Source organism: Methylosinus sp. R-45379 (assembly GCF_001644125.1).
Taxonomy (GTDB): Bacteria; Pseudomonadota; Alphaproteobacteria; order Rhizobiales; family Beijerinckiaceae; genus Methylosinus.
In genome coordinates this window covers 1-14146 of the sequence record NZ_LUUM01000312.1, presented here as the reverse complement: position 1 = coordinate 14146, position 14146 = coordinate 1, and the positions used below count along the sequence as shown (strand labels likewise).

General features: G+C 66.7%; 13 protein-coding genes, 1 tRNA gene and 1 riboswitch. Of the genes, 10 read left to right on the top strand and 4 right to left on the bottom strand.

What is annotated here, in order from left to right; translation table 11 throughout:
* The 3 genes from A1351_RS23240 to A1351_RS23230 form a co-directional block, all read left to right on the top strand.
* On the top strand, nt 1–645 hold a 645-nt coding region (locus A1351_RS23240), incomplete at its 5' end, for a FecR family protein (RefSeq protein WP_064034053.1).
* A 159-nt stretch (nt 646–804) separates the two neighbouring features.
* On the top strand, nt 805–3315 hold the full coding sequence (locus A1351_RS23235) for a TonB-dependent receptor (protein ID WP_245291713.1): 2511 nt from the start codon (nt 805–807) through the stop codon (nt 3313–3315).
* A 95-nt stretch (nt 3316–3410) separates the two neighbouring features.
* Nucleotides 3411–4376 (top strand): alpha/beta fold hydrolase, encoded by a 966-nt coding sequence (locus tag A1351_RS23230; RefSeq protein ID WP_024879916.1) that lies wholly within the window; start codon nt 3411–3413, stop codon nt 4374–4376.
* A 12-nt stretch (nt 4377–4388) separates the two neighbouring features.
* On the opposite strand, the gene A1351_RS23225 is transcribed toward A1351_RS23230, so the two are convergent.
* Nucleotides 4389–4838 carry a hypothetical protein gene (locus A1351_RS23225; RefSeq protein WP_024879915.1) on the bottom strand — a complete coding sequence of 150 codons (450 nt, stop codon included), beginning with the start codon at nt 4836–4838 and terminating at the stop codon, nt 4389–4391.
* Nucleotides 4839–4971: 133 nt separating this feature from the next.
* Complete coding sequence (locus A1351_RS23220) at nt 4972–5418, bottom strand: hypothetical protein (protein WP_026598630.1); 447 nt, start codon at nt 5416–5418, stop codon at nt 4972–4974.
* Between the two features lie 61 nt (nt 5419–5479).
* Nucleotides 5480–5542: riboswitch (Fluoride riboswitch) on the bottom strand.
* 146 nt (nt 5543–5688) lie between these two features.
* Between A1351_RS23220 and chrA the strand changes: the two genes are divergently transcribed.
* A complete protein-coding gene (gene chrA, locus A1351_RS23215) occupies nt 5689–6930 on the top strand; it encodes a chromate efflux transporter (protein ID WP_064034052.1) in 1242 nt (413 codons plus the stop codon).
* Here the strand turns inward: chrA and A1351_RS23210 are convergent.
* On the bottom strand, nt 6923–7579 hold the full coding sequence (locus A1351_RS23210) for a hypothetical protein (RefSeq protein WP_064034051.1): 657 nt from the start codon (nt 7577–7579) through the stop codon (nt 6923–6925). The two genes, chrA and A1351_RS23210, sit on opposite strands and share 8 nt — an antisense overlap.
* Nucleotides 7580–7873: 294 nt before the next feature.
* Between A1351_RS23210 and pal the strand changes: the two genes are divergently transcribed.
* The 4 genes from pal (at nt 7874) to A1351_RS23190 (ending at nt 11479) form a co-directional block, all read left to right on the top strand.
* A complete protein-coding gene (pal, locus tag A1351_RS23205; protein WP_064034050.1) occupies nt 7874–8392 on the top strand; it encodes a peptidoglycan-associated lipoprotein Pal in 519 nt (172 codons plus the stop codon).
* An 87-nt stretch (nt 8393–8479) separates the two neighbouring features.
* A tRNA-Trp gene (locus A1351_RS23200) sits at nt 8480–8556 on the top strand.
* 92 nt (nt 8557–8648) lie between these two features.
* Nucleotides 8649–10760: a hypothetical protein gene (locus tag A1351_RS23195; RefSeq protein WP_064034049.1), complete on the top strand. Its 2112-nt coding sequence runs from the start codon at nt 8649–8651 to the stop codon at nt 10758–10760.
* A gap of 53 nt (nt 10761–10813) precedes the next feature.
* Nucleotides 10814–11479, top strand: coding sequence for a DUF3142 domain-containing protein (locus tag A1351_RS23190; RefSeq protein WP_064034048.1), 666 nt, complete (start codon nt 10814–10816; stop codon nt 11477–11479).
* Between the two features lie 9 nt (nt 11480–11488).
* Here the strand turns inward: A1351_RS23190 and A1351_RS23185 are convergent, their stop codons facing one another.
* Nucleotides 11489–12319: a hypothetical protein gene (locus tag A1351_RS23185; RefSeq protein WP_064034047.1), complete on the bottom strand. Its 831-nt coding sequence runs from the start codon at nt 12317–12319 to the stop codon at nt 11489–11491.
* Nucleotides 12320–12493: 174 nt separating this feature from the next.
* Here A1351_RS23185 and proB point away from each other — a divergent pair, with 174 nt between their 5' ends.
* Complete coding sequence (gene proB / locus A1351_RS23180) at nt 12494–13633, top strand: glutamate 5-kinase (RefSeq protein ID WP_036308823.1); 1140 nt, start codon at nt 12494–12496, stop codon at nt 13631–13633.
* Nucleotides 13634–13747: 114 nt separating this feature from the next.
* Nucleotides 13748–14146: DUF2076 domain-containing protein (locus A1351_RS23175; protein ID WP_157096476.1), on the top strand; the 399-nt coding region annotated here is incomplete at its 3' end.

Below are 14146 nucleotides of genomic sequence, written 5' to 3'. Positions count from 1 at the left end.
GAAAAACGCCTCGCCTTCGAGCAAAGTGAGCGCGCGCTCGCCGGCGAGACGCGCATGGTCACGCTCTCGGACGGCTCCAAGATCCAGCTCGGCGGAAGATCGGCCATCGCCGTGCATTACGCCGCCGGCGAGCGCGCGCTCACTTTGCTCGAAGGCGAGGCGTTTTTCGATGTCGCGCCGGACGTCGCGCGGCCCTTCGTCGTCACGGCGGCGGGCGGATCGGTAACGGCGCTCGGCACCTCTTTCGATATCGCGCTCGAGAATGACGGCGCCCGCGTGACGGTCGCCGAGCATAAGGTCGCCGTCGCGAGCCATGGCGAGAAGACGATCGTCGAGGAAGGACGTCAATGCGACTTTGGTCCGGCGGCGCCGACGAGCGCGCCCGTCCCCGTCGCCGTGCCGGACGCCACCGCCTGGCGACGCGGCAAGCTCATCTTCGTCGATCGTCCGCTCGGCGAAGTCGTCGATATTCTCTCACGCTATCACCGCGGCTACATCATCGTGGCGAGCGATGCCACGCGCCGGCTGCGCGTCACCGGCGTGTTCGACGCCGCCGATCCGATCGGCGCCTTGCGCGCGATCGAGGCTTCGCTCGCACTCGATGCGATTCACATCGGCGATTATCTCGTGGCGCTACGCGGATGAGACAGAACGCCGCATCATGCGCCTGCATTTTTTCGTCGCACGGACGTGCGTGTTCGCGCGCTCCATTCGTCAGAGTTCATAGAGGGACGTTTTCGTTCCCGATAAGAACTCGGAGAAGGGCGGATGCAGCGGCGATTTTTTCGTCTCGAGAATAGAAACATGGGCGCGACGGCGATAGCGACGGCACTGAGCGCTCTCGTCTTCGGACAAGAGCCGGCCATCGCGCATGTCGCAATGCCGGAGGCGGAGCTCGCCGCCGCAGTGCGCAGCTATGAGATTCCGGCCGGCTCCGTCGCCGCCGCGCTCAATCGCCTCGCCGACGCCACCGGCGCGCAGCTCGTCTATAAATCGCGGCTGACGCGCGATCTCACGACGCATGGACTCTCCGGCGCCTTCACGCTCGAAGACGCGCTCGATCGTCTGCTCGCCGGCACGGGCATAGGCTATCGCCTCACGCGCGACGGACGCAGCGTCGCCATCGTGCTTGCGCAGAACGAGACCACGCGCAATGACGCCGGCGCGGTTGCGTTGCCGCCGATCGACGTGGCAGGGGAGCGCGAGCGTGCGCTGCGCGCCGCGGCGCGTCGCGCCGACGGCCCCTTCACGCCGATCGGCGCAACAGAGATCAGCGGCGAAGCGCTCGATGCGCAGCGCGCCAACGCCAGCGACACGGCGCAGCTGCTCTATTCGGCGCCGGGCGTCGATCTCTATGAGGCGGGCGGCGTGTCGCGCCTGCCGACGCTGCGCGGCCTCGCCGACGATCGCATCAAGATTCTGCTCGGCGGAGTCGAGATCACCTCGGCCTGCGCCAATCATATGAATCCGCCGCTCTCCTATATCGATCCGAACAATGTCGGAAAGATCGAGGTGCTCTCCGGCGTGACGCCGGTGAGCAAGGGCGGCGATTCGATCGCGGGCACGATATCGGTGGAGCCCAAGCCGCCGATCTTCGCCAATCCGCGCGTCGCTTCCACGCCCGGCCTCGTTCCGTCCATCGCGCCCGGCGTTCTCGCCTCGGGATCGATCTCGGGCTTCTTCCGCAGCTCCAACAGCAGCTTCGGCGTCTCGGGAACGGCGAATGTCGCCACAGAGCATTTCAGCCTGCTCTATAATGGCGGCTACACGCGCGGCTCCGATTATCACGCGGGCGACAATGGACCGAAGGTTCTCTCCACCGGCTTCATCTCCGAAAATCATTCGGCGACGCTCGCCTATCAGAACGACGGACATCTCTTCACGCTGAAGGGCGGCTATCAGAACATTCCCTATCAGGGCTTCGTCAATCAGCGCATGGATATGACCGCCAATCGCGCCTATTCCGTCGACGCCGGCTATAAGGGCGCGTTCGAATGGGGAAAGCTCGAGGCGCGCGCCTTCTGGCAGCATACCGCGCATGAGATGGGCTTTCTCTACGACAAGCAGCCCGCCAATATGCCGATGAATACGTCGGGAACGGATTACGGCTATTCGCTGAAGGCGGAAATTCCGCTCGACCCCTCAAATCTTCTGCGCGTCGGCAATGAATTCCACGGCAATCATCTGAACGACTGGTGGCCGCCGATCGTCGGCAGCATGATGATGGGTCCGGGGACTTATTGGAATATCAATGGCGGCCAGCGCGACCGCATCGGCACATTCGCGGAATGGGAGGCGAAATGGTCGCCGCAATGGACGACATCGCTCGGCGTGCGCAACGATGTCGTCTGGACGAACGCCGGCGATGCGCAGGCCTATGACCCGCGCAATCCCATTCCCATGGGCATGATGGGCATGGCCAATCCGGACGCGACGGCGGCGCGCTTCTTCAACGCCCGCAGCCATGCGCGCACCGACGTCAATTTCGACATGACGGCGCTCGTGCGTTACCAGGCCGACGAGACGAGCACATATGAGCTCGGCTATTCGCGCAAGACGCGCTCGCCCAATCTCTACGAGCGCTACGCCTTCGGCGTCGGCGGCATGGCGAGCAGCATGATCGGCTGGTTCGGCGACGCCAATGGCTATGTCGGCAATCTCGATCTGAAGCCCGAGGTCGCGCATACGGTGAGCTTCACGGCCGCGTGGCGCGATCCCGTCGCCCATGATTGGGAGGTGAAGGCGACGCCCTATTTCAGCTATGTCGAAAATTTCATCGACGCGGATCGCATCGGCGGCTTCACCGACAAGAATGGGCGCTGGTTCCCCATTCTGCAGTTCCGCAATCACAAGGCGGAGCTCTATGGCTTCGATCTCTCCGGCCGCGGCAAGCTCTATGAGGCGCCCGATGTCGGCAGCTTCACGCTCTCGGGCGTCATCGGCTATGTCTATGGCGAAAATCTCGATCGCGGCGACGGGCTCTATCACATCATGCCGCTCAATGCGCGCTTCGCTCTCGAGCACAAGCTCGGTGGCTGGAGCAGCGCTGTCGAGCTGCAGCTGGTCGACAGCAAGACGCATGTGAGCACGGCGCGCAATGAATTGAAGACGCCCTCCTACGGACTCGTCAATCTGCGCACCGCCTATGAATGGGACGCGTTCCGCATCGATCTCGGCATCACCAATGTCGCCGACGTTCGCTATTATTCGCCGCTCGGCGGCTTCGATTACACGAATTACAAGAAGACGAGCGTCTTCGGCGCCGTGCCGGGACAAGGCCGCTCCTATTACGCGGGACTGACGGTGAAGTTCTGAGCTTCGCCTTTTGCGCGGTCGGGCGAGACATGCGATAGACGGGGCGAGAGACGCAGGCAGCGCCTTTCGTTCCGGCCGCAGCAGGATCGCCCGACATGCCGCTCACCGAATCGCAGCTCATCGGTACGCCCGACAATCCCGTACCGCCCAATGCGAAGGTCTTCGCCATTCGCACGGCGGATGGACGCAGCTTGCGCGCGGCGAGCTTCGCGCCGCCGCGTGGGGCGATCGGCACAGTGGCGCTGTTTCAGGGCCGGGCCGAGTTCATCGAGAAATATTTCGAGACGATCAACGATCTGCTCGCCCGCGACCTCCATGTGGTGACGCTGGATTGGCGCGGACAGGGCGGCTCGGAGCGCGATCTTTCCGATCCGCGCAAGGGCCATGTCGATGATTTCGCGCTCTATCAGCGCGATCTCGACGCTTTCATCACCGATGTTCTGGCGCTCGAATGCCCCTCCCCCTGGCATGCGCTGGCGCATTCCATGGGCGGCGCCATATTGCTCGATCGCGTCCATTCGGCGCGCTCGCCATTCGATCGCGTCATCGTCGCCGCGCCAATGGTCGATTTCGAGGGCCTGCGCTTTCCGATCGGCGCGCGCGCCATCGCCGACACGCTCGATATGTTCGGCCTCGGCGCCATGTATGTGCCGGGCGGCGGGCCGAAATCGCTGGAGGAGCTGCCCTTCGAGGGCAATCGGCTGACCTCCGATCCCGCGCGCTTCTCCCGCAACGCCAATGTGGTGCGCGCGGCGCCGCATCTCGCTATCGGCGATCCGACCGTCGGCTGGGTCAACGCCGCCTTCCGGCTGATGAAGCAGCTCAGCGCGCCCGAATACGCCCGCGCCGTGCGCACGCCGGTAATGGCGTTTCTCTGCGGTCGCGACCGCATCGTCTCCTCGCGCGCGATCGAGCGCTTCGCTCAAAGGCTGCCGGTCGCGAGCCTCATAGAGGTTCCCGGCGCGCGTCACGAATTGCTGATGGAGCGCGACGAATTGCGCGAGCAGTTCTGGGCGGCGTTCGACGCTTTCGTCCCTGGCGAGGCGGTGGATCGCGCCTGAGCGCTCTTCCGATCACTCGAAGGCGGTCTGAAAGCGCACGATCGCCCGCGCCACCGGCCGCGTCGGCAGATAGCAGAAGGAGTTGGTGGCGATTTTCGCCTCCTTGCAGTGCTCGTGCTCGGCGTTCCACTCATAGCCGAGCCGCTCCATGCAGGCGACGATATGATCATGCAACACGCGGCTGTTCTTGTGCCGCTCCTGGGGGAGCTTGCTCTCGCTGTCGAGCTCGCAATCGGTGACGTCTATCTTCAGCCCGGCGAAATAGCGTCCGCTGCTGCTGCCGGTGACGAAGACGAACTCTGTGGCGACGATGAAGGCGAGGCCGACGGCGAAGGCGACGCGCGCCTTGAACTTGCTGTCGAAGTAGTCGATGCCGATGAAGGACAGCCCGCCGAGCGCCAGCAATCCGCCGCCGAGCATGAGCGTCAGCGGAGCCACGAAGGCGGCGATATCCTCATTCATCGGCACATCTCCCGTCTGTTCCCGACGGGGCGCCGCCTTCCCCTCAGTCTCGAGGTCAAATGGAGCATGTCCTCCAACCGGCAAGCGCCCTGCAGGGGCGAGCGGCGAGCTTAGGCTCGCCGCCGCGATCGGGCTATTCGAATCTCAGCTGAAACGCGGTGATCGCGCGCTCGAAGCCGGTGGCCGGCAGATAGCAATAGGCATTGGTGGCGACCGGCGCATCCTTGCAATTGCGATGCGCGGGAGCCCATTCATAGCCGGCCTCCTGCATGCAGCCGAGAATGTGCTTGTGGATGACATTGACGTCCACGCCGAGACGCGCCTCCGGATGCGCGGACTCGCCCTCGAGCTCGCAGGCGGAAGTCTGCACCTGCTGCGCCTTGAAGAATGAGACGCTGCTGCCGGCGAGCACCACCTCGAGCGCGGCGAGAACGATGGAGCCCGCGACGAGCGCGGCGATCGCCTGGACGCGCGACTTCAGAAATTGAATCTCGATGAAGTAGAGCCCGCCGGCGGCGATCAGCGCGCATCCGATGACGAGAGCGAAAGGGGTGACAAAAACCGAGAGATCCTGATTCATCTGCTTCCTCCTGCATTACGAGCGCGCAAGCGCCCTTGTTCGATGATCTTCCGATCATCGGCATTGAGCAGGAGTCATCAGCCTCTTCGGCGGTTGTAGGGGGCACCCCATCCCCTGGCGCGCCGGCTATCGCCTCGCGACCTTATGTAGCTAATTCGATACATAAAGCCTGCCGGGTCGTCAATGCGCAGGCGGGCGGCGCGTGGCGGACGGCTTCCGCGATCCCGCGCGCGAGCGTATGAGCCGCCGAGAGGACAAGGCGAAACGCTCATGCGCAACGACATAGACGACATCGTCGGCTCCCGACATCCGCGGCATCCGGCTCTCGAGGCTCTTCTCGCCTTTTTGCAGCTGGGACTGACCAGCTTCGGCGGACCGATCGCCCATATCGGCTACTTCCGGGCCGAATTCGTCGAGCGCCGCAAATGGCTGAGCGAGACGGCCTTTGCCGATTTCGTCGCGCTCTGCCAATTTCTTCCTGGACCGGCCAGCAGCCAGCTCGGCTTCATTCTCGGCATGTCGCGCGCCGGCCTGCTCGGCGGCTTCTCGGCCTGGCTCGGCTTCACCTTGCCCTCGGCCGTCGCCCTCGTCCTTTTCGCCTATTGCGTCTCACAGCTCGGCGATGTCGCGCATCTTTCCTGGCTGCACGGCCTCGCGATTGTCGCCGTGGCCGTCGTCGCACAGGCGGTCTGGGGCATGGCTCGGAGCCTCTGCCCGGATCGCGAGCGCGCCACGATCGCGCTCGCGGCAATGATCCTCACTCTGGCGCTTCCCTCGGCCGCGGGCCAGATCGGCGCCATTGTCAGCGGCGGCCTCATCGGATGGCTGCTGCTCCCACAGAGATCGGCGCCGGCGTCGGCGCCGATCTCCGCCGGCTTCATCGGTCGGCGCGCCGGCCTCGCCTCGCTCGCTCTCTTCGTCCTCGTGCTGATCGGCGCGCCGATTCTCGCCGCTACCACCGGCGCGCATTGGCTCGCCATTTTCGCGGCTTTCTTTCGTTCCGGCGCTCTGGTGTTCGGCGGCGGCCATGTGGTGCTGCCGCTGCTGCAGCAGGCGGTGACGCCGCCGGGCTGGATCGGCTCGGACGCCTTCCTCGCAGGCTACGCCGCCGCCCAGGCCGTGCCCGGCCCCCTCTTCACCTTCGCGGCGTTTCTCGGCGCGGCGATGCGCGAGCCGCCCAACGGCTGGGCGGGCGCGATCCTGTGCCTCGTCGCCATCTATCTGCCGTCCTTGCTGCTGCTGCTCGGCGTGCTGCCATTCTGGGATGCGGTGCGCGGCCGCTCGGCCATGCGTTCGGCGCTCGCCGGCGTCAATGCGGCCGTGGTCGGCATTCTCACGGGCGCGCTCTACACGCCGGTCTGGACCAGCGCGGTCTTCTCGGCTGCGGATTTCTGCCTCGCGGCGACGGCCTATCTGCTGCTGGTCTTCTGGCGGGCGCCGGCCTGGCTCGTCGTCCTCTTCGGAGCGCTCGGCGCAGTCGCGATCGACTCCTTCGGCCGATCGCTCACTTGATCTCGGCGAAGCCCAATGGCTTGGCGTCGCTCGGCGCGGAGGCCGGCTCGCCCCGTGTCGCCGCGGCGATCGTCACGCCCGATTCTGCGCCCGCCGCCGCGGCGACGGCCTCGGGCGTATCGGAGAGAAAGGCGGCGAGCTCATCGGCGCCCCGCGCCGCGACCGCGGCCAGCGCCCGATCGTCGAGCAGCGTCCAAGGATCACCGGCGCCGGTCACGGCCACCTCGTCGGTGAGGCGGCGGGCGCGTCGTCCGTTGCGGTCGAAAATATCGAAGACATAGGCGAAGCGCGTCGCCCCTTCGGCGCTCGCATAGGCGGTGAGATAACCGCGCAGACGATAGGCGGCCGCCGGCTCTTCGGCGGCGGCTATGTCGCGGCTCTCCGTCGCGCGGGCGAAGGCGGGGCGGAAGCGCGCCAGCGCATCCTCCGGCGCGCCCTCCAGGCTGATGAGCGCCACAGGCGCGCCACGCGGGCTGACGCCGGGCCGCGGCGTCGGACGCTGCCGCTGCGCGAGCTGCTCGGGCCGCGGATGGCCGATCTCGACCGCCGTATCGACGCAGCCGGCGAGCGTCAACGCGCCGATCGCCGCGCAGAACGGCCCGCAAAAGCGACGGCTGGAGCGTTTCAGATCGCGCATCGTCTCCAGCACCCTCCGCCTCATGGTGAAGAAAGTGCTAACAATGATCCGGGCGGCGGTCCAGCCCCCGCATTCCCCATACGCAATTCCCTGTGGGACAAGGCGCATCTCCTTTCGCGCCGCCTTTTCGCCTCACTGCCGCCACGGACCGCATCGACGATCAAGCTCACGTTAACCTTACCGCGCTTTCGCGCGCCGCATCGGGACGCGCAAAGCTTTCGTCAAGGTTGACGGAACCTTCGCTTAACCCCTGCGCGGATAGGACTGGCGACAGTAGAGACCCGTCGTCAGAGGAGCTTAGAGGAAATGGCATTGCTTTCCGCCACGCGCGCCCTGCGCTTCGCCGTCGCCATTCTGGCGGCCGTCTCGCTCGGCGCCTGCGCCAAAAACGCCGAGGATGAGAACGCCGCGCTCGCCGGCGGCGCCGGCGCCAATGGCCGCGGCGGCTACGCCGCCCCCGGAAGCCCGCAGGATTTCGTCGTAAATGTCGGCGACCGCGTCTATTTCGAGACCGATTCGAGCGAGCTGACGCCCACCGCGCAGGCGACGCTCGACAAGCAGTCCGACTGGCTGCAGCGCTACGGCCGCTATTCCTTCACTGTGGAGGGCCACGCGGACGAACGCGGCACCCGCGAATATAATTTCGCGCTCGGCGCCCGCCGCGCCGAAGTGGTGAAGAACTACCTCGCCTCTCGTGGCCTCTCCGCCGGGCGCATCCGCACGCTCAGCTATGGCAAGGAGCGTCCGGTCGCGGTCTGCGACGATATTTCCTGCTGGTCGCAGAACCGCCGCGCCGTCACCGTGCTGTCGGGCGGCAATTCTTGACCCGCAAAATGCGCCGAGGACCCTCCCCGGCGCTTGCATCCTCGGCCGCGATGCGGCATGAGAGCCCCGACGGCGCGCCGTCACCGCAGGAGTGTAGCTCAATCGGCTAGAGCACCGGTCTCCAAAACCGGGGGTTGGGGGTTCGAGTCCCTCCACTCCTGCCAGCTCCTCCCAAAATTCCGCCCAACAAAGATCGCGCAGCCGGGCTTTCGGCGAAGCGCGATATCGAAGCGCATTTCGTGATCGGGATGTTTCGATGCGTTCCATACTCGCCAGCGCCGCCATTCTCGCTTTTCTGATTTCCGCCGGGACGGCGCACGCTTGTGGCGGCGGCGATCCGACGCCCGGACGCTGGTCGCTCGATCAGAGGAGCTACGCCGAGCAGAACGGCATGCCCTTCCTCGATCCGGGCAATGACACCCGTCTCAATCTCCTCTTTCTGATGAACGACGCCGATCCGGCGCTGCGGCCGAAGGACGAGGCGATTTCAAAGGGCGAGGAGAAGCTCGACTTCTATTCCTCTGTGCTGTTCTCGCGGCCCGATTTCACCGACGCCTGCCGAAAAGGCGCGGCGGCGCGCGACCGCAAGGACGAAGCCGCGAGCGCTTTCGCCGATGGTGAGGGAACGCGCTGCGTCTCGATAGAGTCGGGCCGGGCCGCCTTCACGGCTGCGGTCGAGGCGGGGCCCGCGCTTTCCGTCGAAGAGCGGCGGGCGTTGACGGCGGCGCGGGAGAAGATCGCCCCCTCCTGCCGCAATGAGAAAGCCGACGCGGCCGCGCCGAATGCGCTCGCGCAAATCGCGTCCTCGGCCGCCGGGCAGGAGTTCGCTTCCTATCTCATCGGCGCCGACGCCTTCTACGAAGGCGATTTCGATCGCGCGCTGGAGCGCTTCGGCAAGCTCGACTCGGCGCGCAACGCCTGGCTGCGCGAGGCGGCGCGTTACATGACCGCCCGCGCCCTGCTCAACAAGGCGCAGATCGGCGCCTTCGCCGATTTCGACGGAACCGCAACGCCCAATGTGACCGATCGCGCCACGCTCACCGCGGCGCAGACCGCCTTCCAGACCTATCTGAAATCCTATCCCACGGGGCGCTACGCCGCCTCGGCGCAGGGACTGTTGCGGCGCGTCTATTGGCTCGCGGCGGATGATGAGCGCCTCGCCGCCGAATATGGCCGGCAGATCGCGCAAGGGAGCGGCGCCAAGGTCGGGCTCGACGGCGTCGATCTGGCGCAGGAGATCGATTCCAAATATCTTTCCGCCGCCAAAGACCATGCGAGCCGCGAGCCGATTCTGCTGGCGACGCAGGATCTGATGAAGCTGCGCTCCGACGGCAAGGAGACGCATCTTGCCACCGCGGAGCTGGACGCGCAGGCAAAGGCCTTCGCCGGACGCGAGGATCTCTTCGGCTTTCTGAAAGCCGCGCGCGCCTATTACGCCGACGCCGATTTTGCGGCGACGCTGCAAGCGCTCGGAGCGCCCATCGCAGCGCCGCGCTCCTATCTCGCTTTCAGCCGCGAGACTTTGCGCGGTCAGGCTCTGATGGCCTCGGGACAATATCCACAGGCGATCGAGCATTGGACCAAGCTGCGCGGAACCGTCTCCAATCCCTTGTGGAAAGAGGCGGTCGAGCTGGGCCTCGCGCTGAGCTATGAGCGCGCCGGCATGGCGAACAAGGTTTTCCTGCCGGAGACGCGGCTCTCCTCGCCACGCATTCGCGCGATCCTGCTGCGCCACACGGCCGGGCCGATCCTGCTGCGCATGGCCGTGGCCGATCCGCAGGCGAGCGCGGAGGAGCGCAAGCTCGCCCGCTTCCTCCTCCTCTATAAGGAGGCGACGCGCGGCCAATATGCGAATTTCCTGCGCGATTTCTCGGCCGAAGGCCTCGCGCAGGACGACGCCGCAGCGCCGGAGGTCTCGGACCTTCCCAAATCGGCGATCTTTTTGTCCTCGCCCGCCAACGAGCCCTATAAATGTCCGGCGCCCAAGGCCGTGGTCGCGGAGCTCGCCGCCGATCCGCGCTCCGCGCATGGCCTGCTCTGCCTCGGCGATTTCGTCCGCCACTCGGGCTTCGCCCGTTTCGACGCCTGGCGTCCGGCGGCGGACGAGCTGGGCGGCGCCAAGGCAATTTTCCCCGGCGAGCCTTTCTCGCGGGGCGATGTCTATCAGCGGCTGATCGCCGATCCGGCGACCAAGGACGCCGACAGAGCCTATGCGCTCTACCGCGCGATCAACTGCTATGCGCCGGCGGGCAGCAATGATTGCGGCGGCAAGGATGTCGACAAGGCGCAGCGAAAAGCCTGGTTCCAAACGCTGAAGTCACGCTATGGCGCGACGCAATGGGCGCGCGGGCTGCAATATTACTGGTGAGATCGCGGGTTCTTCTCCTCGCGCTCTGCGCGCTGCTCTGTGCGTCTCCGGCAATGGCCGAGTCTGTCGTGCGGGCGGCGGATCATGACGCTTTCTGGCTGTGGGCCGGCGTCAAAGGACGCGCCGAGCTCGCCGCGGCGAAAACCATCTATCTCCATTCGGGCGAGATCGGGCCGGATCGCGACGGCATCGTCCGCATGAAGGCGCAAGGCGGCGTCGAGCCCGGCCCGCACAAGGCCGCTCTCTGGCTCGCCTATCGCGTCCGCAGCCTCGATTGGCCGCCGGAGATCGTCGCCCAAATTCGCCGCCGTCTGGACGCCTGGCGCGCACAGCCGGGCGGCGTCGCCGGCGTGCAGATCGATTTCGACGCTGCGACGCGCGGCTTGCAGAATTACGCCACCTTCCTGCGCACGCTGCGGCGGGAGCTGCCTCGAGGCTGCGCGCTCGGCGTGACCGGCCTCATGGATTGGGCGTCGCAGGCCGCGCCCGAGGATTTGAACGCGCTTTCGGGAAGCGTCGACGAGCTCGTCTTCCAGACCTACAAAGGCGCGCAGACGGTCGAGAATATCGACGCCTATCTGGCGCGGCTCTCGCGGCTTCGCATTCCCTTCCGGCTCGGCCTCGCCGAAGGGGCCCGATGGGCACCTCCGGCCGCTCTGGCGAAGCGGCCGAATTTTCTCGGCTATGTGGTGTTTCTGCGCAATCGCGCCGCGCCATGAGCGATCGCCTCACGCCTTGGGAAGCAGCCCGCGCAGACGCTCCGCCCCTTCCAGCGCCGGACGGCGCGGTGGACCTCCCGGCGGGAATCCCCCCGGCGGCGGTCCGGCGAAACGATCGCCGCGTGGCTGCAGGAAGGGTGGAGGCGGCACGGCGCGCACCGTCTTGCGGTCGATCCGCGCGCGCAAGAACACGACATAACGGCCGGCCGCCTCGCGCAGCTCGCCACGAGTCGTCTCGCCCGCGGCGAGCGCTATGCCGTCGGTCGAGTTGAGCGTGTCGCGCAGCCGCCCGCGCGCATAATCGCCGAGATTGGCGTAGAGGAACTCGCTCAGCGCGTCCGGCAGGAAAATCTGCGAGGTGAGACGCGCCGTTCCGCCGTCGATGATCTTGAAATGAATATGGGTGGTGCGGCCGGGATACCAGCCCGGATAGACGCTGGAAAAGCGCGCGCGTCCATCCGCTCCCGCGATCTGGCTTCCGCGCAAAAAGGTCTTGCCGGAGAGATCGAGCCGCCCATCCTCGCCCTGGCCGGGGAAGCCGGAATAGCGCCCCTGCGCGTCGCAATGCCAAACATCGATTCGGGCGCCGGGCAGCGGCGCGCCGGTCTCGTCCTGGACAGCGAAGACGATGTCCAACGGCACGCCGGCGAGCCCTTCGGCTATGTCCGCTCGCTGGAGATCGAGATCGAGATCGAGATAGAAAGGCCCCTCTTCCGCCGGCGCCGTCAGCGGTCCGGGGGCCGGCTCGGGAGCGGCCGGTTCCGGCAGGACCGCAGTCGCCGAGCCGGCCAGCGCAACGGCCACGAGGCCGCGTCGCGTCAAAGCAATTTTGTCACGCATGGAATTTCCTTGGTCTTCGTCAGCGCATGCAGGATGAAGCGGCCCGGTGTCGGATGCGCGGCGGAAAGTCTCTCTCTCGTTTCCGTCCCGTTTCTCGTCGCGGCGCGGCGCGGCGCGGCGCGGGGTAGGCTTTCCGCGCAGACGGGCTATAAGTCCCGCCGTCCCGCATCTCGAATGAGCCGATCGCCCGTGAAACGTCCCTCCCTCGAATCCTTCCGCCGCATCGTCGTCAAGGTCGGCTCCTCGCTGCTCGTCGATCCGCGCGAGGCGAAGGTGAAGCGCGAGTGGCTCGCGCGGCTCGCCGCGGACATCGCCGCTTTGCATCGCCGCGGCGCCGATGTTCTCGTCGTCTCCTCGGGCGCGGTGGCGTTGGGACGCAGCGTGCTCGGCCTTCCCTCCGGCGCGCTGCCGCTGGAGGACAGCCAGGCCGCCGCCGCCGTCGGGCAGATCGCCCTCGCGCGCATATGGGCGGAGACATTGGGCGATCTCGGCATCACCGCCGGGCAGATTCTCGTTACCTTCGGCGATACGGAGGAGCGCCGCCGCTATCTCTACGCCCGCGAATGCCTGACCCGGCTGCTGGCGCTACGCGCCGTGCCGGTCATCAACGAGAACGACACTGTCGCCACTTCCGAGATTCGCTATGGCGACAATGATCGCCTCGCCGCTCGCGTCGCCACAATGGCCAGCGCCGATCTGCTGGTGCTGCTCTCCGATGTGGACGGCCTCTACACCGCTCCGCCGGCGAGCGATCCGAACGCCAAGCTGCTCGAGGTGGTGCCGCGCGTCACGGCGGAGGTGGAAGCGATGGCCGGCGGCGCCGCCTCGCAATTCTCCCGCGGCGGAATGCGCACCAAGATCGAGGCGGCCAAGATCGCGACCACGGGCGGCGCCCATATGGTCATCGCCGACGGCCGCGTGGAGGCGCCGCTCTCGCGAATCGCCGCGGGCGGGCCTTGCAGCTGGTTCCTCACCCCCTCCTCGCCGGTGACGGCGCGGAAAAAATGGATCGCCGGCTCGCTCGAGCCCAAGGGCGTCGTGCATGTGGACGAAGGCGCGGCGCGCGCGCTGTTCTCCGGCAAGAGCCTGCTGCCGGCCGGCGTCACCGCTCTGGAAGGCGGCTTCGCGCGCGGCGACTGCGTCGTGATCCGCAATGCTTCGGGCGGCGAAATCGGCCGCGGCCTCGTGACTTACGACGCGCTGGACGCTGCCCGCATCATCGGCCGATCGTCGCGCGACATAGAGGGGCTGCTCGGCTTCAAAGGCCCGGACGAGATCATCCACCGCGACGACATGGCGCTCGCCGGCGACTGAGCCGGCGAAATCGCCAGCTCGACCGCGACCACAGCCCTTGTGAGAGCGAAAAAGCGCTCCCATATTTCTGGCGCCACGCCCGCGAAGAGGGCTGGTTCCAACTGGGAGAGACCTATGTCACCCGAAGAACGCCAACTGCTCGCCGGTTTGTTCGAGCGTACGCGCAGCGCCGCCGGCGCTCAGCGCGATCAGGAGGCGGAGAGTTTCATCGCCGAGCAGCTGAAGTCGCAGCCGGGCGCGCCCTATCTGCTGGCGCAGACGGTTCTGGTGCAGGATCAGGCGCTGCAGGCGGCCAATCAACGTCTGCAGGAGCTGGACAGCCGCGTGCATGAGTTGGAGAGCCGTCCTCAGCAGTCCGGCGGATTTTTGGGCGGCTTGTTCGGCGGCGCTCAGCGCCAGGCCCCGCCCCCGCCGCGTCCGGCCCCGCCTCCGGGCTATGGCCAGCAGCCCGGCTATCCGCAGCAGCAGGGCGGCCCTTGGGGCGCGCCCCCGGCCGGCGGCCCCGCCTATGCC

Coding starts and splice junctions, on each gene's coding strand:
- A1351_RS23235 (WP_245291713.1), top strand. CDS start 805: ATGGGCGCGACGGCGATAGCGACGGCACTGAGCGCTCTCGTCTTCGGA.
- A1351_RS23230 (WP_024879916.1), top strand. CDS start 3,411: ATGCCGCTCACCGAATCGCAGCTCATCGGTACGCCCGACAATCCCGTA.
- A1351_RS23225 (WP_024879915.1), bottom strand. CDS start 4,838: ATGAATGAGGATATCGCCGCCTTCGTGGCTCCGCTGACGCTCATGCTC.
- A1351_RS23220 (WP_026598630.1), bottom strand. CDS start 5,418: ATGAATCAGGATCTCTCGGTTTTTGTCACCCCTTTCGCTCTCGTCATC.
- chrA (WP_064034052.1), top strand. CDS start 5,689: ATGCGCAACGACATAGACGACATCGTCGGCTCCCGACATCCGCGGCAT.
- pal (WP_064034050.1), top strand. CDS start 7,874: ATGGCATTGCTTTCCGCCACGCGCGCCCTGCGCTTCGCCGTCGCCATT.
- A1351_RS23195 (WP_064034049.1), top strand. CDS start 8,649: ATGCGTTCCATACTCGCCAGCGCCGCCATTCTCGCTTTTCTGATTTCC.
- A1351_RS23190 (WP_064034048.1), top strand. CDS start 10,814: ATGGCCGAGTCTGTCGTGCGGGCGGCGGATCATGACGCTTTCTGGCTG.
- A1351_RS23185 (WP_064034047.1), bottom strand. CDS start 12,319: ATGCGTGACAAAATTGCTTTGACGCGACGCGGCCTCGTGGCCGTTGCG.
- proB (WP_036308823.1), top strand. CDS start 12,494: ATGAGCCGATCGCCCGTGAAACGTCCCTCCCTCGAATCCTTCCGCCGC.